General features: G+C 64.1%; 22 protein-coding genes and 1 pseudogene. 4 read left to right on the plus strand and 19 right to left on the minus strand.

Going from position 1 to position 18870, the window contains the following annotated elements; genetic code table 11:
* Positions 1-21 precede the first annotated feature (21 nt).
* From KAK07_RS23420 to KAK07_RS23435, 4 genes are all read right to left on the minus strand, one after another.
* On the minus strand, positions 22-729 hold the full coding sequence (locus tag KAK07_RS23420) for a hypothetical protein (RefSeq protein ID WP_210803150.1): 708 nt from the start codon (positions 727-729) through the stop codon (positions 22-24).
* Positions 730-836: 107 nt separating this feature from the next.
* On the minus strand, positions 837-1214 hold the full coding sequence (locus KAK07_RS23425) for an antirestriction protein (RefSeq protein WP_247652914.1): 378 nt from the start codon (positions 1212-1214) through the stop codon (positions 837-839).
* A 357-nt stretch (positions 1215-1571) separates the two neighbouring features.
* Entirely contained in the window at positions 1572-1946 is a 375-nt protein-coding gene (locus KAK07_RS23430) for a hypothetical protein (RefSeq protein WP_210803148.1), read from the minus strand.
* 308 nt (positions 1947-2254) lie between these two features.
* Positions 2255-2968, minus strand: coding sequence for a LuxR C-terminal-related transcriptional regulator (locus KAK07_RS23435; protein WP_210803147.1), 714 nt, complete (start codon positions 2966-2968; stop codon positions 2255-2257).
* Positions 2969-3087: 119 nt separating this feature from the next.
* Between KAK07_RS23435 and KAK07_RS23440 the strand changes: the two genes are divergently transcribed.
* Positions 3088-3501 (plus strand): DUF4902 domain-containing protein, encoded by a 414-nt coding sequence (locus KAK07_RS23440; RefSeq protein ID WP_210863427.1) that lies wholly within the window; start codon positions 3088-3090, stop codon positions 3499-3501.
* Between the two features lie 55 nt (positions 3502-3556).
* Here the strand turns inward: KAK07_RS23440 and KAK07_RS23445 are convergent, their stop codons facing one another.
* The 15 genes and pseudogenes from KAK07_RS23445 to KAK07_RS23510 all read right to left on the minus strand — a co-directional run bounded on the left by KAK07_RS23445 (position 3557) and on the right by KAK07_RS23510 (position 14687).
* On the minus strand, positions 3557-5860 hold the full coding sequence (locus KAK07_RS23445) for an SNF2-related protein (protein WP_210803145.1): 2304 nt from the start codon (positions 5858-5860) through the stop codon (positions 3557-3559).
* A 95-nt stretch (positions 5861-5955) separates the two neighbouring features.
* Positions 5956-6156, minus strand: coding sequence for a hypothetical protein (locus KAK07_RS23450; RefSeq protein ID WP_210803144.1), 201 nt, complete (start codon positions 6154-6156; stop codon positions 5956-5958).
* Between the two features lie 7 nt (positions 6157-6163).
* Positions 6164-6829, minus strand: a complete 666-nt coding sequence (locus KAK07_RS23455; RefSeq protein WP_210803143.1) for a hypothetical protein — start codon at positions 6827-6829, stop codon at positions 6164-6166.
* 78 nt (positions 6830-6907) lie between these two features.
* Positions 6908-7363: pseudogene (locus tag KAK07_RS23460) on the minus strand (JAB domain-containing protein); the annotation flags it as partial.
* A gap of 234 nt (positions 7364-7597) precedes the next feature.
* On the minus strand, positions 7598-7921 hold the full coding sequence (locus KAK07_RS23465) for a hypothetical protein (protein WP_210803141.1): 324 nt from the start codon (positions 7919-7921) through the stop codon (positions 7598-7600).
* Complete coding sequence (locus KAK07_RS23470) at positions 7918-8325, minus strand: hypothetical protein (protein ID WP_210803140.1); 408 nt, start codon at positions 8323-8325, stop codon at positions 7918-7920. The genes KAK07_RS23465 and KAK07_RS23470 overlap by 4 nt, the downstream gene beginning before the upstream one ends.
* A gap of 486 nt (positions 8326-8811) precedes the next feature.
* Positions 8812-9918, minus strand: coding sequence for a DUF6094 domain-containing protein (locus KAK07_RS23475; RefSeq protein WP_210863429.1), 1107 nt, complete (start codon positions 9916-9918; stop codon positions 8812-8814).
* A 94-nt stretch (positions 9919-10012) separates the two neighbouring features.
* On the minus strand, positions 10013-10336 hold the full coding sequence (locus tag KAK07_RS23480) for a hypothetical protein (protein ID WP_210863431.1): 324 nt from the start codon (positions 10334-10336) through the stop codon (positions 10013-10015).
* Between the two features lie 143 nt (positions 10337-10479).
* On the minus strand, positions 10480-10935 hold the full coding sequence (locus tag KAK07_RS23485; RefSeq protein WP_210863433.1) for a hypothetical protein: 456 nt from the start codon (positions 10933-10935) through the stop codon (positions 10480-10482).
* Positions 10936-11258: 323 nt separating this feature from the next.
* Complete coding sequence (locus tag KAK07_RS25530) at positions 11259-11825, minus strand: hypothetical protein (RefSeq protein WP_247664572.1); 567 nt, start codon at positions 11823-11825, stop codon at positions 11259-11261.
* A gap of 528 nt (positions 11826-12353) precedes the next feature.
* The gene (locus tag KAK07_RS23495; RefSeq protein ID WP_210863434.1) at positions 12354-12947 is read right to left on the minus strand and encodes a DUF3275 family protein; all 594 of its coding nucleotides are present in this window, start codon (positions 12945-12947) and stop codon (positions 12354-12356) included.
* Between the two features lie 482 nt (positions 12948-13429).
* The gene (locus tag KAK07_RS25645) at positions 13430-13564 is read right to left on the minus strand and encodes a hypothetical protein (protein WP_256441162.1); all 135 of its coding nucleotides are present in this window, start codon (positions 13562-13564) and stop codon (positions 13430-13432) included.
* A complete protein-coding gene (locus KAK07_RS23500) occupies positions 13554-13754 on the minus strand; it encodes a hypothetical protein (protein WP_210803135.1) in 201 nt (66 codons plus the stop codon). Before KAK07_RS23500 ends, KAK07_RS25645 begins: the two co-directional genes overlap by 11 nt.
* On the minus strand, positions 13754-14227 hold the full coding sequence (locus KAK07_RS23505) for a DUF3577 domain-containing protein (protein ID WP_210863435.1): 474 nt from the start codon (positions 14225-14227) through the stop codon (positions 13754-13756). The genes KAK07_RS23500 and KAK07_RS23505 overlap by 1 nt, the downstream gene beginning before the upstream one ends.
* Positions 14228-14501: 274 nt before the next feature.
* Positions 14502-14687 carry a hypothetical protein gene (locus tag KAK07_RS23510; RefSeq protein WP_210803133.1) on the minus strand — a complete coding sequence of 62 codons (186 nt, stop codon included), beginning with the start codon at positions 14685-14687 and terminating at the stop codon, positions 14502-14504.
* A 355-nt stretch (positions 14688-15042) separates the two neighbouring features.
* On the opposite strand from KAK07_RS23510, the gene KAK07_RS23515 reads away from it, so the two are divergent.
* From KAK07_RS23515 to KAK07_RS23525, 3 genes are all read left to right on the plus strand, one after another.
* Complete coding sequence (locus tag KAK07_RS23515; protein ID WP_310740767.1) at positions 15043-15417, plus strand: type II toxin-antitoxin system TacA family antitoxin; 375 nt, start codon at positions 15043-15045, stop codon at positions 15415-15417.
* Positions 15418-15549: 132 nt separating this feature from the next.
* Positions 15550-15750, plus strand: coding sequence for a type II toxin-antitoxin system antitoxin (locus KAK07_RS23520; protein WP_210803132.1), 201 nt, complete (start codon positions 15550-15552; stop codon positions 15748-15750).
* On the plus strand, positions 15747-18869 hold the full coding sequence (locus KAK07_RS23525; protein WP_210803131.1) for an anti-phage-associated DUF499 domain-containing protein: 3123 nt from the start codon (positions 15747-15749) through the stop codon (positions 18867-18869). The genes KAK07_RS23520 and KAK07_RS23525 overlap by 4 nt, the downstream gene beginning before the upstream one ends.
* Position 18870: the final 1 nt, after the last annotated feature.

An 18870-nucleotide genomic window follows, 5' to 3' on the forward strand; every position in this document is an offset into this window, starting at 1 on the left:
CACACGTCTCCTTTCATGCCGTCAGGCGGCCTTGGTCAGACACTGCGGCTCCAGGGTCGTGGCCATGGGGTTCAGAAAGCTCGGTGCCCAGGTTCTCTCGCGCACCGACGTGGCCGCCGGGAACTCGATCGACACCTTGAGCGGGTACGGGTTCTCGCCGCGCGGACGCAGGTAGTCCTGCAGCCACCAGGCGTGCTGCGAGCCGAGATCGGTGGTCAGATCCACGGCGACGCGCAAGGCGTCGGGGGGATCGACGGGCTCGCCATCGCGAACCCAGCTGACGGGGGTCGTGGAGTCGGCGTAGAGATCGAGCAGGTTGGCCAGGCCGCCCTCGGGCTCGTTCGACCATAAGCAGCGCGCCAGCGCGATCGCGCGGCGATCGAACTCGAAGAGCGCGGTGGGCTGCACCCCCTTGTTCGCACCGACCGCACGGATGTCCATGCTGTGCGCGATCGCGTCGCGCCACCGAGCGATGTAGCGCTCGGGGGATATGCGACGCTCGCCGTGCACCGACAGGGACCCATCGACCACGTCAACCGCGCGGCCTGCGCAGATGTTGCGGATGACCTCGCCCGCGTACATCCAGTGGATGCCGGGGCACAGGGCTGACCATCGGCGGCCCTCATCGCGAACAATGGGCAGGTAGTAGTGCTCTCCGGGGAGGCCTCTGGGACGGCCTCCCTCAGGCAGGCGCAGGACAAGCGCCTGCAGCTCTTGGACTTGGGGCATGGTGCCTCCTTGAATAGGGAAGCAGGGGCAGCCCCTTGCAGGGGCTGGTTGTTCCCTGCTGGGTTGAAAGTAGCCCGCTCAAGGTCGGGCGGTTGGCGGATGCTGGCTCAGTCGATGGCGCGCAGGATCTGGCGGCTCTCGCGGTGCTCGATCGCGAAGTCGCGCAGCTTGTAGAAGGCGTCTTCCAGGTGGTCGGCGCCCTTCCAGATCAGGCTGTTGATCGCGTACAGCGTGGCGGTGATGCCGGCGGCGTTGTAGCTCATCGTTTCCTCAAAGCCGTTCGGCGCACGAACGACGAAGACGGGACCGGCCTGGTCGGCTGTGACCTTGGCCTCGGGCGCCAGGTAGAAGCCGCCGTTGGACAGGTCATAGAACTGCCAATAGCCGCCGTGGTACTCGGGGCAGAGGTTGCCCATCCAGCCGTACACCTCGGCTTCAGCCTGGCCGTAGTGTCGCGGTCCGAAGACGCGTGGCAAGAATGCCAAGCGCAGGTGGCCAGGCACGAGTGTCGGGAGGATGGTGCGTTGATCGTCGGCAGGCGACGCGGACGCAAGGCAGAGGGCTGTGTCAGCCATGGAGGGCTCCTTTCGGGGGATGAAAGAAAGAAGCCGAGAGCATCCCCAAACCGGGATGGACTCCCGGCGCGGGTTGCGATCACACCTTCGAGCTGATCGGGGAGATCAACTGCCGCACTTCTCAGAAGGCCTGTGCGGTCGGGGCGACGGTGACGCGGTCAGCGGCTCAAAGATTGGCATGAGCGAGCCAGAAATTACCACACGTGCGGGCCGCTGCCAATGGGCAGAGGCATGAGCGAGTGGCGATGCTCTTCGAGCTGGTTCGACCTATCCCAGCAGGACCTCCAGCAGGGGAACGCGCCGCTCGTCGCGTCGCCGTCCCTGCATGGACGAGTGCTTGTCCACCTGCTCAAGCAGGCAGGCCAGCAGCATGCACAGCCCGGTGGGCTCGGTCACCGAGCGGCGCCTGTTGCGTCCGTAGTGGGGCAGCGCGCCGGCGATCAATCCTTCAAAGGCCAGCACACGCCAGGGATCAGCGCCCAGCTCCGCCAGGCTCAGCTCAGCGCCGAAGCGGGTTCGGATTTCTCCCACCAGGTCTTGGCGCGAGACGGCAGCGTAAAAGGCCTCGGACGTGAAATCACGGCCGAGGCCCCGGTCGATGGCGGCTGCTACATGGATAGCCATTCTGATCAGCTCAGCCATCGAAATCGTAGAGTTCAACTCTATTTTCCCAGTCGACGTCAGCCCAAGAAAAAGAGGCCCGGACAAGTATTCAACTCGCCGGGCAAATGTTCCTGGCGCGATGCCAGGAGGAGGGATTCGGCGGTTTCTCCCTGCGCCACAGGTTGGTTATTCTGTTTACCAGCCCCCACCGCGGGGAAGGTCGCAGAGATATTCCATGATGATTGCAAACAGATCCATTTCACCCTCACAGAGTTAATCCCGAACCGGGCATGGGGTGAATTACATCAATTCGGTGCCCACCGGTGCACTACCCAACTAGGTAGGTCCTAGCGTGGGTCCAACAATCCCAAGCGAGATGCTTTGACTGCTGCGGTGTGCTTGCTGGCGCAGTCGAGCTTGGCGGTAACGTTCTTCAAATGGAACTTGACCGTGTTGGCCGAGATCGAGAGTATTTGACCGATCTCCCAGGTTGACTTGCCCTCCATCGTCCACTTCAGGATTTCGACTTCGCGGGGGGTCAAGGTGCTGACCGGGGCCGCCTCCACGCCCAGCAGCCTGACGGCGGCGTCCTGGGCGTAGGCGAGCGTGAGCTGGAGGTCTGCAATCAGCCGGGTCAGCTCGGCGTCGGAGTTGGGCAGAGGATCCGACCGGTCCACGCCCACGAGCAGATGCTGGCCGTTGGGCAGGTGGGTGGCAATGGCCACGCCATGCCGATAGCCCCATGCGGACTGCTCCTCGAACAGATCGTGGGCACCCGCCTCCTCGTACGTCCGGCGGTCCCACAGCACCGGTGTACTGACCCGTTTGAGCGCGGCCAGCACCGGATCGCGGCGTGAGGACGCCACGTTCGTGTACGCCTTCAGGAAACCTTCCGGCGTATTGCCTATCGACCGAAAAGCCGGCGGGCCGACGGGCTTCTCCACGACCAGAACGGCGGTGATGGTTGCAAACTGGAAGTCGTGTGCAAACGCAACAAGGCGTTCTTGCAACTCAGCAATCGAGGATGACCTTGCCAGCTGCAAAAAGTCGGAAAAAAGCACCGCGAACTCCCACAAAGGCGAACCGCCCTACCTACTCGGGCGGGTTGACCGAGGTCGAATTGTCAAGCAATCTGCCCAGACCGTGGCCACAAACCACAGGACATCAGGAAGGAAATTCCTTGAACCTACTTGCCTTCGCCAAGAGCGACCTCAACACCTATGCTGAAACCCTCTTCCAGCTTGAATTCAATCATGTCGACACCGACGTGAATCCTGACGACCCGGACGCCGAAATACCCTACGGTTTCACGCTGTGGCGCTCGGGCGACGTTCACCTTGGCTGGGACTGGGTGACGCATGGCGAGATCCTGTTGCTCTTGGCACCGATGAACATCGTAACGAACACCAAGGTGCTGGGGAATGACGGCTGCACGTTGGCTGAGCGCGAGCAGATCCTCCTCCTCAATGCCATCGTTCACCGACTGCCCTGGCAAGCCACGGTCCGACAGCAGATGTGGGGTGACAGCGCGGCGCCGCCGGCAAGAAGCCGGGCGCTGCAAGGGCAAGCGCTCCTGGCCAGGGCCGGCAGGTGAGCCGGCGCCGTGAAAAGAGGAGGGCCGTGGGGATGGTTCCTCCACGGCCCGAGCCTCAGGCCAGCAACTGCTTGGCCAGCGCCACCTCAATCGAGTCTCCCGACTGATTGAGGACATCCAGGCCGGAGTCCGGCATGTCGCCAGAGGTGGACTGCGACACCGAGATCTTCTTGGCCATCAGGGACAGGCACTCCATCTGGGCGCATCCCTCGTAGCCGAGGAAATGCACCTCGACGTTGACCCGCTGGCCAATGCGCCACGAGCGCCGGCTGGCTTGCTGCAAGGTGTAGACGTTGTAGCCCGACTGCATGAACACGATGGTGGGGAACTCCAGCATGTCCAGGCCGGTCTTCACCAGCTCCGGGTTGGTCACGATCACATCGACCTGGCGGTCGACCTGTTCCATCAGCCAGTCTTCGCGCTTGGCTGCCTCGACGCCGGCCCGCAGCACCGCGACCTTGAAACCTTCAGCCTCCAGCAGAGCCTTGAGCCGCGCCGAGGTGTCTCGGGTCCCCGTGTAGACGGTGTAGACCAGGGCGCGCCGTCCAGCTCGCTTGGCCTTCCGACACAGCGCCAGCAGCTTGCGCTCCTTGGGCATGGGGGTGAGCTCATCGAACAAGGCCGGTACGCTGGCCAGCGTGGTCTTGCGGTGCGGGTGCAGCACGGTCTCCGGACGGAAACAGCAGTCCGGCCACGCCAGAAGCGCATTGAGCACGACCCCCAGAAGACTCTGGTCGCCGGCCCGCAGCGCCTGTCGCAGCGCCTCCTTCAATGAGTTCGCCAGTCCGCGGTAGGCCGCTTCCTGCTCCGGCGTCATGGGCACACCGGTGTAGAACTCGTCGTAGGGAGGCAGCACATTGCCGCCGATCTCCCTGAGCTTCAAAAAGGCCGTGCAGGGCAGCACGTAGCGCATCACGCCCAGTGGTCCGAACCCGGGTGCCTTGGCTTCGCGATGCGTCACGCTCTTTCCTTTGGCCGTTCGGTGCGATCGTTCGTCCGCTGCACTGCTGGTCTTGTAGATGTCCTTGACCACGCCGTGGGTGCGCATGAATGCCCAGCTCGCCGATCCCAGTGAACCTCGCTGGTACCGAAAGCCGTCGTGGACCATGGCCGCCGGGTTCATCCGGAACAGCAGGTAGAACAGGTCATCGGCATAGCCGCCCATCAGCGTGCCCGTCAGCAACAGCGTCTTGCGGCACTGGCTGGCCAGCACACCGAAGGCTTGACCTTGGGCGCTGCCGTCGTTCTTGAACTCGTGGCCCTCATCTGCCACCATCAATCCGAAAAAGCCCCTGGGCAGGTAGCGCTTGATGAACTCGGTGGGCTGGTAGCCTCCCTGACCAAACGAGAACTCCATGTTGGCCATGGCCCGCTCCATGCGCCGCGCCTGCCGGTCACTGAAGAACAGATCGCCCCGGTCGTCCATCAGGTTGATGAACTCGTAGACGTTGTCTTCCAGCATCCCGCCGAGCATGTCCTCCCCGAAGGCGTCGATCAGCTTGTCGGCCGTCTTGTCCCCGATGGTGGGCAGCTGGGTGATGGAGTCCTTCAGGATCTCGCGCCGGGTCCTCGGTGCCGTGCCAGGACGAACGAGCGACCACAGCGCGGCATGGCAATGCGCGCAGCGCATCTGGCGGACATTGAGCCGCGACGAGGCCTCCTCAGGAGCAAGCGGCCGGTCCGTGCCATCGGTGTCTGGCACGGTGATCGGCTCGTAGCAATCCGGACAGGCAGCCACAGAGGACGTGGCCTTGGCCAGACGCTCCGGGCCGATCATCTCCAGGTCGATCAGTCGCCGCTTCACAAAAACCGGCACCCAGTTGAAGCCCATGCGCATGCGCACACGGCCCATGACGTAGAACTCAGGGGCCGCAGCGCGGCCACTGACCAGACGCAGTTGCAGGAGCTTCTTCAGGGTATCCGGACCGTTAAGGATCCAGACCGTGGCGCCGGGCACCGTCTGCTTGATCTCGCGCCGCCACTTGTAGACCAGGTGGGGAGGGCAGATCACCAGCGTGCGTGGGAAACCCAGGTGGTGCATCAGCCAGGCCGTGGCGATGGCCATCATCGTCTTGCCGGTCCCCATCTCGGCGTTGATCACGGCGGAAGGGTGGCCAGCATCGACGAGGAGTCGGCAGACCGCATGCACGACGTCCCGCTGCGCAGCAAATGGTGCCCGGGTCAGCTGGTCCAGCATGGCATTGAGCGACGGGCTCTGCTGCCCATCGTAGATCGGCGGGTTCTGGACTCGGACGGCATCGACGAGGCTGCTGCGGTACTCCCGCACGAAGTCGCCAATGGACATGGACTCACCCGCACTTGCGGTGGCGGGCTGTTCGATCAGATCGGTATCAGACATGGCATCTCCAGCAGAGGAAACAAGAAGGGGCAAGGCCCGCCTCGGTTGAGGCAGGCCCTGCGGGGGAGGAAGAGACAGGGGCGCAGCCCAGTGGGTCAGTCGAGACGACAGCCGTCGGCATCGAAGGCAGCGAGCACGGTGGCGCCGAGCCACCAGGTGTCCAGGTCGTCCTCGCAGGCGACGGCGTAGGTGCCATCACCTTCGTGAACGACGTAGCGCTCCTGCCCAGACCGCCGGGCGCGTGCCGAGGCTTTCGCGCAGGCCTGCTCAAAGCTCAGGTGGTCCAACGTGGCCATGGGCACCTCAGGCGGCATGGAACAGCGCCACCTGTCCAGGTGTAGCGACTCCTTGACGAGCAGAAGGGGCCGTCTCAGGCAGCAGGCCATGGCGGACTTGCTCCGACACCCAGGACATGAAGTCCTGCGGCAACTCGATCCGCAAGGCGGACACGGGACCGGCGCTGGCAGGCCTCACGAGTGCCTGGACCGTCTGCAGGTGCGCGAGCACCGTCAGCATCCAGTGGTCCAGCAGCGGCACCGGTGACAGCTCCTGGATCATTCGCCAGGCCTGTGCGGCTTCATGGGCGGCTTGGTGACCTTTGGGCCAGTCGCCTTGCAGGTGTTCCAGCAGCCAACCCGAGCCGGTGGCTGGATCGATTTTGAGCAGCGTCGGATCGAAGATCCAGGCGTGGAGCAGATTGCCGAGCAGACCCGATCGCGGCAGGCGTCCGGTGATCTTGTCCAAGCGCGCTGGATCGCCTACCAGAACCCGCATCACCTCGGCGCGCGAAGCGGGATCCTGCAGGGTCAGATCGTCTACACCGCCCTGGTCTGGCCGCTGATGAAGCCGCGCCATGAGCTGCTGGATCGAGGTGTCCCGGCCATAGACCGAGAGGAAGAGCATTTGGGAGCGATGGTCGGCGACGAGCGCGTCGACAAACACGTCCGACTGTTGTTCGAGAACGAACATGAGAACCTCCAGGTTTGAAGTGGAGGCGGGCTCCCGCGCCAGGCGGGAGAACCCGCCTGGCGGCAGTGAGATGAACGATCAGATCAGGCCGCGTTCAGCCATGGAGCGGTGTCCGCTGGCGCCGACCACGACGTGGTCCAGAACGCGCACGTCGACCAGCGCCAAGGCTGACTTGAGGGCCTGGGTCAGGTGCTCGTCCGCGCGGGACGGCTCCAGGCTGCCCGAGGGGTGGTTGTGCGACAGGATCACGGCGCCAGCGCCATGGGCCAGCGCCCGCTTGACCACTTCCCTCGGGTAGACCGAGGTCTGTGTCAGCGTGCCCCGGAACATCTCCTCGATCGCGATCAGGCGGTGCTGGGCGTCAAGGAACATCACGACGAAGGCCTCGAAGTCATAGCCCTCGAAGTGCTGGACGAGGTAGGTCCCCACATCCGACGGCGACGTCAGATGGGGCTTGTGCCGCAGATCCTTGGCGGCCTGGCGCACGAGGAGTTCGCGTGCGCAGCTCATCAGGCTGGCGAGGGCCGCACGCCGATACTGAGGCGTGCAGCTGTAGCGCGGCATGACTTCCGCGCAGGTACTGGCTGTGGCCGCGTGCAGGCCGCGGGCACCGGCCAGCAGCAGATCTTCAAGGAGGTTGTCCGACAACCCTTTGGGATGCGAAATCATGATGGGTCCTTTCCATAGACGAAGTCGCTGCCACTGGGCAGCTGTGTTCAAGAGGAAGACGGCTGGCCAGCCCTGGGCCGGCCGGCAGCCTGTCTCGCGCTAGATCGATGCGCTTTCGAACTGACCGTCGGCCTGGTAGGTCACTCGCCGGTTGCCCGTTGAGAAGACCTGGTCCAGATAGACCTGCTCAAACATCTCGGGAGGAACCGAGATGCCCAGCTCCGTCAGCTTGGCCTGGAAGAAGTCCAGGTCCAGCTCAAAGGCGTTCGGCTCGTCGAGGTTGACGTAGAGGTAGTCCTCCTGGTCCGGCCGGGGATCGTCTCGCTCCACCACCATGAAGAAGTGGCCGAGTGGTCGGTCCCAGCCCAGCAGGACGGTGACAGCTTCACCCTGGCGCTGTGTGCTGAAGTAGTGCTGGCTCATCGTGTGGCTCCTGATGGGCTCTGGCGCGCCGTCTCGGCACGCTGCAAGCTGTTCAAGTCCAGTTGATCGCTGGTCTTCGCAGGCTGATCAACACCTTCCAACATCACGGCGAACTCCACTTCACCGTTGGCATAGACCGTCGCACCCACCGTGAGCACGGCAGGCAGCGGGACATCACAGTCACAGCTGAGCTGCGCAGAGGTCTTGAGTGACCAGTCGCCGATCTCGTCGGCCTGCAGGATCAGCAGGGTGTTCCACAGGTCAAAGAGCCTGCGAAGAACCACCTGATCCAGAGAGATCGCAACGCAGATCGGCAGCGCTGATTCCTCAGGCTGAGAGAACGCCAGCAGGGAGTGAACCTGCAGCGGTGCATGGAGTGGCTTGGGGTAGCGCAGATCGATCATGTCGGTGCTCCTGGCGGTATGGACGTAAGCGGCCAATGCCGAAGTGACACCTTCAGGTTGCCCGCCTACCGGCGGGTGCTTGGGGGGTGCATTCACGGTGACTCCTTTCGGGATGAAGAGGGCCGTGCATCACCCTCCCCGTCGGGCTGGTGAGCCCGGCAGGGACAAGTTCTCGATCGAACCCCCACGCAGGCAGTGCCGGGTGGGCAACTGCCTGCGGCCGCACTTCTCAGGAGGCCTGTGCGTTCGTGGCGACGGTTACGCCGTCAGCGGCTCGTATCCCCGAGCAACGGGTAGGGAATCAGCTCTGCAGGCCTGCACATCAGGCCTGCAAGGCACCACAGGGGCTTTCTGAAGGGGTCGGGGTGCGACGCCTTCAAAAAGCCCCCTGGGCGGGGATCGCGGAGCGACCCGGCTCAGGGGAAACCCACCCGGAGGTGGGCAGGGAGGATGCGAATCAGCGCCTTGCCAGGATCTGGCCAGTGCCTACTGGATCGTCACGATCTGGCCCAGGGTCACGCCAGGCGTGAGATCAAGGCCGCGGATCACCGTGACGAAGCGGTCGACAAGCACACGGGTCTCGGTGATCGAGCCGTCCTCAGCCGTCTCGGTCAGCACCTGGGTGTCTTTCACCTTGTGGGTTCGGCCTTTGACCAGCAAGCGGCGGCCTGCCTCCGACGTCACGACGCCAGAGACCTGTCCGGCCGCCAGCGCCAGTGCGAGGTGCCAGTCGGTCATCGCGCGCAGCGGTGGCCGCATGTCACCCAACCTGGGCTTCATGTGCAGGTCGAATCTTGGCCACAAGCTGTGCCTGGCCAGACCGCCATCAAGCTCCGCGCGAAGTTGCCGGGCATCCAGGCGAACCACGGTCATGTTGAACTCATCGCCCGGCCTGATCGCCGGCACTTCATAGGGTTCCGTCGGCCAGATCTGGGGCAGTTCGCGCTGGTCGTCGCCGGCAGCAAAGGCCACCAGGCGCTTGACGATGCCTGCGTCCGGTGTGGCGGGTCGACGTTTGCGTCCCATCACCACGCACTGCTGGAACTGCTGCTCAGGCGCCAGGTGGACGCTCACGTCTTCGAAGTGGCGGGAGACCAGGGAAGAAAGCTCCTGGTCCAGCACGTAGTACGGAACGATCAGTACCAGGATGCCGCCCGGCTGCAGGAGGTTGAACGTGCGCCGGCAGAAGATCTTCTCGTGGCGCAGGCGACCCATCGGGCGGTCTCCTGAGCCGACGGCATCGGTCACCAGGTCTCCGTAGGGCGGGTTCAGGAAGAGCAGTCCGAAGCTGCGGTCTGTCACACGCACTTCGTGCACGTCCGCGTGAGCGACGGTGCCGAGCACAGACTTGGCATGCCAGGCGCGTTCTTCATCCAACTCGACGCCGTAGCTGCTCACCACCGCGCCGCGGGACTGCAGGTGTTCGCTCAAGGCCAGCAGTGCAGCGCCCTCGCCGCAGCACGGGTCGATGATGCGAACGGGCTCCGGTGGAGCATCCAGCGCCGCGGCGATGCGCGCGAGCGTGTCGTTGTCAGTGGGGAAGTACCCGTTCTTGATGAAGTTCTGCGCGATGCGCGGGAAGATCAGGGCCATGGGGCAACTCCGAAGGAGAGGGACCCCAGGGCCTCTCGGGCGCTGAGGCCCGGTGGGCAAGAGGAGGGAGCCGACCAGCGACGCCAGGTGGACACTACGCTGCCAGCGGCAAGGTCGGTCGCGCGGTGCGCTCGACTCTCCAGCCGGCACTTTCCAGATGCCACAGCAGGCCCATTGGCAGCAGGTCCATCGTCGACGGATCCGGCAGCGCAGCGCCGATGGCCTGGTGGATGGGCCGGACATGCTGGGCATGCGGCTCCAGGGCCTGGGCGAGTAACGCAAGATCAGCGTCGTCGGCATCGGACTGCCAGCTCAGGTAAGCACGCCAGAAGGCTTGCCGATTGGCTTCGATGGACAAGGTCGGTGACAAGGCCACGGGGGCGCGCAGCGGCGTCGCGGCCAGATCAATAGGGCGCATCGGGCATCTCCGATAGAGAAACTCAGGCGGAGTGCGTCCCTGCAGGGGACGAACGCCCCTGATGGGTGAAGAAGAGGGCCGAGGACCGAGGCACCAGGGCCTCGGATCGCTCGGCAAGTCATGACATAGGCGGGGAGCCTTGATCAACGCATGACGATGTAGACCGCCGTGGCCGCCAGAAGCGCAAACGCCTCGGGCTGAGACAACAGTGCCCGGCGCAGCGCACCGAGGTGCTGGCTCAAGGCCTGGACCACCGAACGCAGGCCGCGCGATTGCTCGCGGGCCTTCGTCAGGGCCGCCTGAGCGGTGGCATAGGCCACCGCCTGGCGCTTGAGCGTGATCTTCGCGCGCAGGTACAGCGCGAAGGCGTCCACGTCGATCTTGTCGCTGTGCAAGTCCTTCGGGCAGCTGTCGAAGTGATCGACGATGGCCTTGGCCACCTCGAACTCGTCGATGTGCTCCACAAAGTACTGCCACATGTCCATGGTCTCGGCGTCGCCAGGGGCGGTGCCGGCCAGGAGCACGGGGGACGAGGCCAACGGTTCAGCGTGGTCAGGGATGACGACGCCGTCGAGGCCCGTGATGGGAGGGAAGTTCATGGTGCGTCTCCAAAAGAAATGGGGACGCACCAAACCCCAGGCTGGGGATGGATGACATCCCCACGAGGGTTGATGAGAGAAAAAACTCCAGGTCGACAACTTGGGGTTGCCGATCCACCGTTCTTGCAGGAGCCTATCGGTGTTTGAGGGCGTGGCGTCACGAGCCACAGTCGGACCGATTGAGTCGGTCAGGCGGGAACCGTCTCGATTCTGTTCTTCAAGCCCTCGTCAGGTCAAGACCGATCGTCGAAGGGCTTGAAGAACCCGGCTGCCAAGAAAGGCCTCACTGAAAGGCCAGCCGGGTGCGCCGCGGGTGCGACGTGTCAATGATCAGAGCGTTGGGTCCAGTGGCCCGTGTCCAGAGCGCGCTGCGCCTGTTCACGCTGGGGCCAGTACTCCTGCGATTCGCGGGTGTAAGGCCCTTCGTCGTTGTAGGTGCCCAGGTAGAAGCCGGCAGCGCTGTAGCAGATCTCCAGCGGCAGGTCCTGCCCCGAGCGCTGGGCCAGCAGTCCGAGCGGTGGCCGCTGGGCCTCGCCCTGCGTTTCAGGTGCAGGGCGTGACACGGTCGGCGACGCAGGCCCGCTCAGTGTGAGGGCACGCTGCAGCAGCGCTCCGCGCAGCTGAGTCCAGTGCTTCCCGAGTGGCGCCATCGCGGCGTCGGGCAGACGGTCGAGCAAGGCAACGGCGTTCTGGGCCAGGTCAGCAATCTGGGCCATCCGCACCAGGTGGGTTTCCACCATCCTCTGGCCCTCTGCCGTGGCGTGCAAATGTGCGGCCAGCAACAGCCGAACCGCTTCGTCCCAGCTGCGCAGGCCGAGGTCGATGGTGCTAAGTTGCTCGCCAGCGCGGACGTGGGCTTGGCCGCTGATGGTGACGTGATGAGGGTGCATGGACATCTCCTTGTCAAAGAAAAAGGTGGCCGCACCCCATGTCCGGGGTGAACGACCCCGGGGGTGGTTGAACGATCACACTCCAGGCACCTGGCGGCGCCCGCGAGCCCTTTCAGGAGCCAGCTCGCGTATGGGCGCGTCGTGACGTGACGCATTCGGACCGAAACCGACGGTCGGCGGTAGAAAAGCGCAAAAGGTTCCTTCAGGGCTCCATCCCCTCATGGTGAGAGGCGCAAGCACTCAAGGAACCCGGCCAATGGACCGGGCTCAGGATCGACTACGTCTGCTCTACCTGCTGGCCCATCCCCAGGCCCGCGTGCGGCGTGTCCGAACTCGCAGACGACGGACACCACTTCGATCCTCTTCACCGCTGCAACAGCAAAACGGCACCACGCATGGGGGGCGTGGCCACCCAGGAATCATCTACCGCCAGTACTGCGCGGGCTTGCCGAAGCGCCCCGTTAGGCGCTCTGGAAAGCCCGCACGAGGCGGGCGTTGGAGCGATCGAGCCTTGTGGGCTCAGAACGCTCAGACTGGCACGTCGCTGGACCAGGTCTGGCTCTTCACGTCGAAGGTGTAGCCCAGCGCCTTGAGCCGGTCCCGCTGCTGCCGGAACTGCATGCGATCGATCGTCGGGTCGAGCTTCATGGCTTGCCGCTGTTCCAGCAGCGGGTACAGCTCAGCACCGAACAGGGCCTGGTCGTCGGGCGCGGGCTCATCCGCCGGTGCAGCGCGAGGCCGTCGCGCTGCAGACGGACTTCCCTGGTCAACCGCTTCGACAGTGGCGGCTCGCTCGTCGCGTGGCGGCGTGGGATCCGCAGGATCGGGCTCAGGCGGCAGCGCCGTTTGAGCAGCGTCCGGCGTCTCATCGGCCTCGTCGATGTAGATCGCCTCCAGGTTCGCACGGACCTTGACGAAGACCTTGCCGCGCCAGGAGAACGAGTCGGGCTCGATCCACTTGATGACGAACTCGCCGGTGTATTTGCCGGGCTCGAACTCTTCGATCAGGGCGTCCTTGACCTCGAACTCACCGATCTCGGTGCACAGGTCGCCAATGTTGAACTCACCCTTGCGGCCGCGCTTGCGCGTGACGACGAGTGTGCCTCGGACTGAGATGGGCATAGCTAAGCTCCTTTGGGGCTGAGATGAAGCCTCGAAGGACGTGCCAGGCCCCTGGCGGGACTGGGGGTCCCGCGAAGCGGTTGGGGAACTGTGCCGGCTTGGCTGGCGAACTGGATGCGCCGTTCCTGGAAAAGACCGCGCGAGGCCGAAGCCCCGCGGTCCAGGAAGCACGGTGCCTGCAGGGTTCAGCCGCAGGCGATTCGGCGGTTGGCCATCAGGCGCCGCCATGACGAGGCCCGGCCGAGCCGGGCAGCTTGCATCAATCGCACTCCAGGCCGTCAGCCAAGGCTGTCGGTGCACCGCTCTTGCAGGAGCCTTGCGGTGTCAGGGCGTGCGTCTTGGGAAAACGCACAAACCAGGCGCGGCTTGATTGCCAAGAAGCCGCCACTCGGGAACAAACGTGAAACCTTGGCTTTCTGCACCGGCGGCCCGCGCCGGTCTAGAAAGCCGCCCCTAGGAAGGGGCAGGCTCAGGGAGGCTGGTCAGTGGCTTGAAGTTGACCGCCGTTCACGATCGACGCGCTTGTCGGTCCAATGGACCCAGTACGCGACGGCCGCGGCGATGGCGATCATTCCCCAGCCGATGACGACGGAGGCGATTTGCTGCTCAGTGCTCATCTTCGGGCTCCTTCAAAATCCAGACGGCCAGAGCCTCGAAGACCACGAATGCCAGGATGGCATGCGCGAAAACGAGGTACTGACCTGCTGACCACGCAGTGTAGCCAACCACCGCGAAGTACGCGATGGCGGCCTTGTCGATCACCCCGGCAACGTGTTTGCGTTGCTCGGGATTGAGCTTGCGCTTCATCAGGCCTCTGCCGGTTCGTGCCGCTGAGCACCACCGGCTTCGGCCGACTCATCGGCGCGTTGCGGGCGCTCGACCACAGGAATGTCCACCTTCTGGCCGTCGACCTTCGCAAAGGTCAACTGCAGCAGGCGGGCCTTGAGGCCTTCGCGCTGGACCACCTCGCCGGTGTTGCTGTCAGTGAACTCGTAGAAGTCAGGCTTGGGGTCACCGGCACGGAAGCCGACGATCACCTTCTGCTTGGCCTTCACCGCGTCCGCCAACTGCTGAACCGCTTCGAGCGCTTGCTTGCCGACGATGCGGCAATCGATCGAGACGTACTCGACAGCTGTGGACTCCCCCATCATCGCGTTGATGGTGCACGCCAGGTAGGCGGGCCCCTTCTTCGGCGTGACGGAGCGAACCCGGTTGAGGTAGCCGACACCTTCGACGATCAGGTTGAACATCGAGACGGTTTGGGCTTGTGCTTCAGGCATGGTGCATCTCCAGTGACAAGAAAAGGGGACGCACCCAGCCCCGCCGGGGATGGATGACATCCCCAGGGGGTTGATGGAACTGAACTCCAGGCTGCCGGCTTGAGGGCCGGCAGGTCCACCGCTCTTTCAGGAGCCTTTCGGTGTCTGGGCGTGGCGTAACGTGCCACGGTCGGACCGATTGAGTCGGTCAGGCAGGGAAACCTGGTTCTTCAAGCGCCCGGTGCAGTACTCAAGCGCTTGAAGAACCCGGCCTCAAGCCGGGGTCCACAGGAAGTCACAGACTCGCCTCGGCAACGAGACGACGCACTTCCATGATGCGATCGATGTCACGCTCCGAAAAGCGCGTCAGTCTGCGACCGATGAGGTGATACCACCACGCGGTCTCAAAGGGGACGCCGGCGGATGCCATGCGTTCGGGCGTGGCCTCATCGTGGCCAGGGAGGACGGCAGCGTGTGCCATGGGGGCTCCTGTGTGCGCGGGCGACATTGCCCCCCGAGGACACACACGGCGGGTGCGCTCGGGGGCAATGCCACTCGGCAAGAGGAGATTCAACTCCCGAGTCCGGGCCTGACGGCTGGACCCCATCGCTATTGCAGGAGCCTGACGATGTTGAGGGCGTGGCGTTTCGTGCCACTACCGGGCTGCAGGGCAGCCAGCAAGCAGATGGATTGTGAGCCTGCTGGCGGGCCAACGTCAACCGGCCATATTGCCCAACCAAGTGTGAGCCCAACCGCGACACAGATGAGGGCGTGGCCCGCCGGGATCGGGCCCTTCCCGAGCCGGCCACTGGGCCCTGACTACAAAATAGGATGGTGTGACATCCGACTCTGACATTGCGGATTCAGCAGAAGAAGGGCGCTTCATGGGCCAAACTAGATCAAAGGAACTGGTCAAGATCAGTATCCGCTGCAAAGCGTGGCAGCGAAACCTGATCAGCCAAGCGGCCGACCGTTTAGGCTGCACCCGTTCGGACTTCGTACTTGAATCGGCTTGCCGGCGGGCCGAAGAAGTGTTGCTGGACCAAACCTTCTTCGCGCTTGATGCCAAGGGCTTTGCTGCCCTTCAGGCCATGCTCGACCAGCCGCTCGCGCCCAATGACTGCCTGCGCCGCACCCTGAAGGCGCGCTCACCCTGGGGCACTACCGCCGCGGACGCATCCGTAGCTTCCGACGGCGAACGCATGAAGTGACTGGGAAACGCTCTCGGCGAATCGTCCGCTGGGTGTTTGGCAGATACGGCGAGCACGCAAGTACCAAGCTGGCCTACTCGCAGTCTGTGGCTGCTTGATGCAGTACATTTGCAGTCCCGACAAGAGGACGCCATGGCTGCCAGCAAGACCGCCACTCTAACGCTTCGCATCGGACCAGAGATCAAGGAAGCGCTGCAGCGGGCTGCCGAGTTGGAACACCGCTCCATCGCCAACATGGTCGAGGTGATGATCCGCGAGCATTGCAGGGTCAAGGGCATCGCCACAGATGCGTCCACCAGCAACAAGCGCGCGGCCAAGGGAGCCTCTTCGTGATCAAGACCGTCAAGCAGGCCTGCCGCTTCAGCGCGGCCATCTACGACTACCGGATGAGCCAGGGTATCGAGAACCTGGCCGACCTCATTCACGACGCCGGGGATGGGCGCGAGTTCTTTTCGCGCAACTTCGTCACCCACGGCATGGCGCAGTTGTTCCGCGAGGGCCTTCTGCGACTGTCTGGAAAGTCGGATCAAGCGGTATTCGAATTGACCCAGGCGATGGGCGGCGGCAAGACGCACATGATGATCGCGCTGGGACTGCTGGCGCGCCACCCGAACCTGCGGCAGGAAGTACTGCCGGCCGACCTGAAGGACCGTATCGACTTCGGCCAGGCACGCATCGCAGCCTTCAATGGCCGCAACACGCCCGACAACTACATCTGGGGGGATATCGCCACGCAGCTGGGCGAGCCCGAAGCGATCAAGCCCTACTGGGCCAACGGCCCGAAGTCCGTCGACCAGGCGAAGTGGAAAGAGATCATCGGCGACAAGCCGACCCTGATCCTTCTTGACGAGTTGCCGCCCTACCTGGACAACGCTAGCACCCAGGTCTTCGGGCAAGGCACCCTGGCGAACATGGTGGTGTTCTCGCTGGCCACCCTGATGAGTGCGGCGCTGGAACTGCCCAATTGCTGCATCGTCGTCGCCAACCTGTCTGGCAGCTACCAGGCGCAGACCAAGGCGTTGACCGACGCTATCTCGAACCTTCAGCAGGAGACGCGCCGTCAAGCGATGACGATCACTCCGGTACAGCTGGCCGGCAACGAGATCTACGAGATCTTGAAGACACGTCTCATCGACGAGATGCCCAGCGAGCGCGTCATCTCCGACGTGGCCGAGGAGTACGCACAACAGGTCAAGAAGGCCGAGGACGCAGGCTACATCGTCGCGGCCAGCATCGAGCAGATTGCCGAACAGGTCCGGGAGACCTACCCTTTCCATCCATCTTTCAAGCACCTCGTCGCCCTGTTCAAGGAGAACGAAGGTTTCCGACAGACCCGCGGGCTGATGCAGTTCACCGCGCGGCTGCTCAAGAGCGTGGCGCAGCGCGAAGACGATGATGTCCACCTCATTGGCGCCCAGCATCTCGCCCTCAACGATGACCAGGTACGCGACGAGATCGAGCGCATCGCCCCCAAGCTGCTGCCGGCAGTCACGCGGGACATCGCTGACAAAGGCAACGCAATCGCCGAGACCATCGACGCCGAGCTCGATACCGACGCATCCCGCCAGGTGATGACGCTGCTGCTGGCGTCGTCGCTGTCCCGCGCAGTGGGCGGTCGCATCGGACTTTCAGAGAGCGAGGTCATTGAGTTTCTCGCCGCACCTGGCCGCAAGCCCGACGAGTTCCTGCAGGTCCTGCAGAGGCTGCGCGAGCAAGCCTGGTATCTGCACCGCGAGGACCAGCGTCTCTTCGTCAAGGAGACCGAGAACCTCTCGCGCCAGATCGAGCGCAACGCCAAAGAGGTGCCACAGCCCAAGATCGACCAGGCGCTTATTAACCGGCTCACCGGCATCCTCCAGCCGGACAGGCGACAGGCCTACCAAGACGTGCAGGTGCTGCCCCGCCTCGACGAGATCCGCCTGAGCGGCCCACGCACCCTCATCGTCATCAAGCCGGACGGCAAGGTCCCGCCCAGCGAGTTGCAGAACTTCTTCGACTACCAACAGGAGAAGAACAATCTGCTGGTGCTGACGGGGCAAGACAGTCACTTGGCCGACGCTGTGGAAGACCGCCTGCGTGAGCTCTACGCCATCGAGCAAATCCACAAGCGCCTGAAGGCTGGCGACACCCTGTTCGAGGAGGCGCGTGACCGGCTCGAAGAAGCGGAAGGCCGCTTTGCCAAGGCGCTCTCCGCTGCCTACAACCGGGTCTACTTCCCGAGCTCCGATCCCATCGACGGCCGGCACTTCCTGGCCAACGTCACCATCGACAACGGCCTCAAGCTCGGCAAGGGCGAGCAGTCCGCCGAGGCTCAGATCGAGACGCTGCTGGCCAGCCCGCGCGCCAACTACAAGCTGGCCGCCAACCTGACAGACAGCTTCGGCGAATACTTCGCCATGGCGGAAGAAGTTCTGTGGCCTTCGGGCAAGGACAACCGCCGCACGCCGTGGAAAGACGTGGTCGCGCGTGCCAAGAGCAACCCCGACTGGCCCTGGATGCCTGGCTCAGGTGGCATGGACACGCTGAAGACCGAGGCCCTGAAGCAAGGCCGCTGGCGCCTGGGTGAAGACGGGTACATCGAGAAGGGGCCGTTCCCAAAGGACAAGACTACGGTCAACGTGTCGGTCATTGGCACCCAGCCTGACACGGGCGCCACCATCCTGAGTCTCACGCCGCGCCACGCGGGCGAAAGCCCGGTGGTGGTGTACGCCACCCGCCCCGAGGGGCTGGTGAACGGGCAGTCAGTCGAGGACCTCGACAGTTTCACCACGACGGAAGGCACGCTGTACTTCCTCGCCCGAGACACCACGGGCCACTATGAGACCGGCACGCCCGTTCGCTGGACCGCCGAGCTGAAGATCCGCCACCAGGTGGAGCCCGCCGCCGACAAGCGCCGCGTCACGTTGGCGTGCGCGCCCAAGGCCACGCTGACCTACACGTTGGACGGCTCCAACCCGCGCGACGGCTTGGCCTACGAAGGGCCGTTCGAGATTGGCGCCACCGCAGCCCGACTGCTCGTTCATGCCCGCGCCGGCGAGGCTATCAAGACGGCAGACTTCCACATTCCGGCCAGCGGCGACAAGACCGTCCAAATCAACGACACCAAACCCGTCAAACTGCAACCCAAGCGCATCAGCCTGGACACCACCGACCGCGTGTTTGGTGTCATCAACCGTTTCCGAGATCTACCTGGAACTCTTTTCAAGGGCGTGCGCATCGAGATCGGTGAGGGAGAGAATACTGTGACCGTGCGCTTCCAGGAGCGCGAGGTCACTGCCAGCGTGATTGAGGGCGTGATCAACAGCCTGCGCCGGCTGCTGGCCGAAGACCAAGCGCCAGTGGTCGTGAACGTCAGCGACGGCGCCCACTTCGACACCGGCTTCGCAGCCAAGGAGTTTGCGAAGCTGGTGGGACTGGAGCTGAGGCCCGGTGACGTTGTCCAGGAGGACTGAA

This window comes from Ideonella alba (genome assembly GCF_018069875.1).
Lineage (GTDB): Bacteria > Pseudomonadota > Gammaproteobacteria > Burkholderiales > Burkholderiaceae_C > Ideonella > Ideonella alba.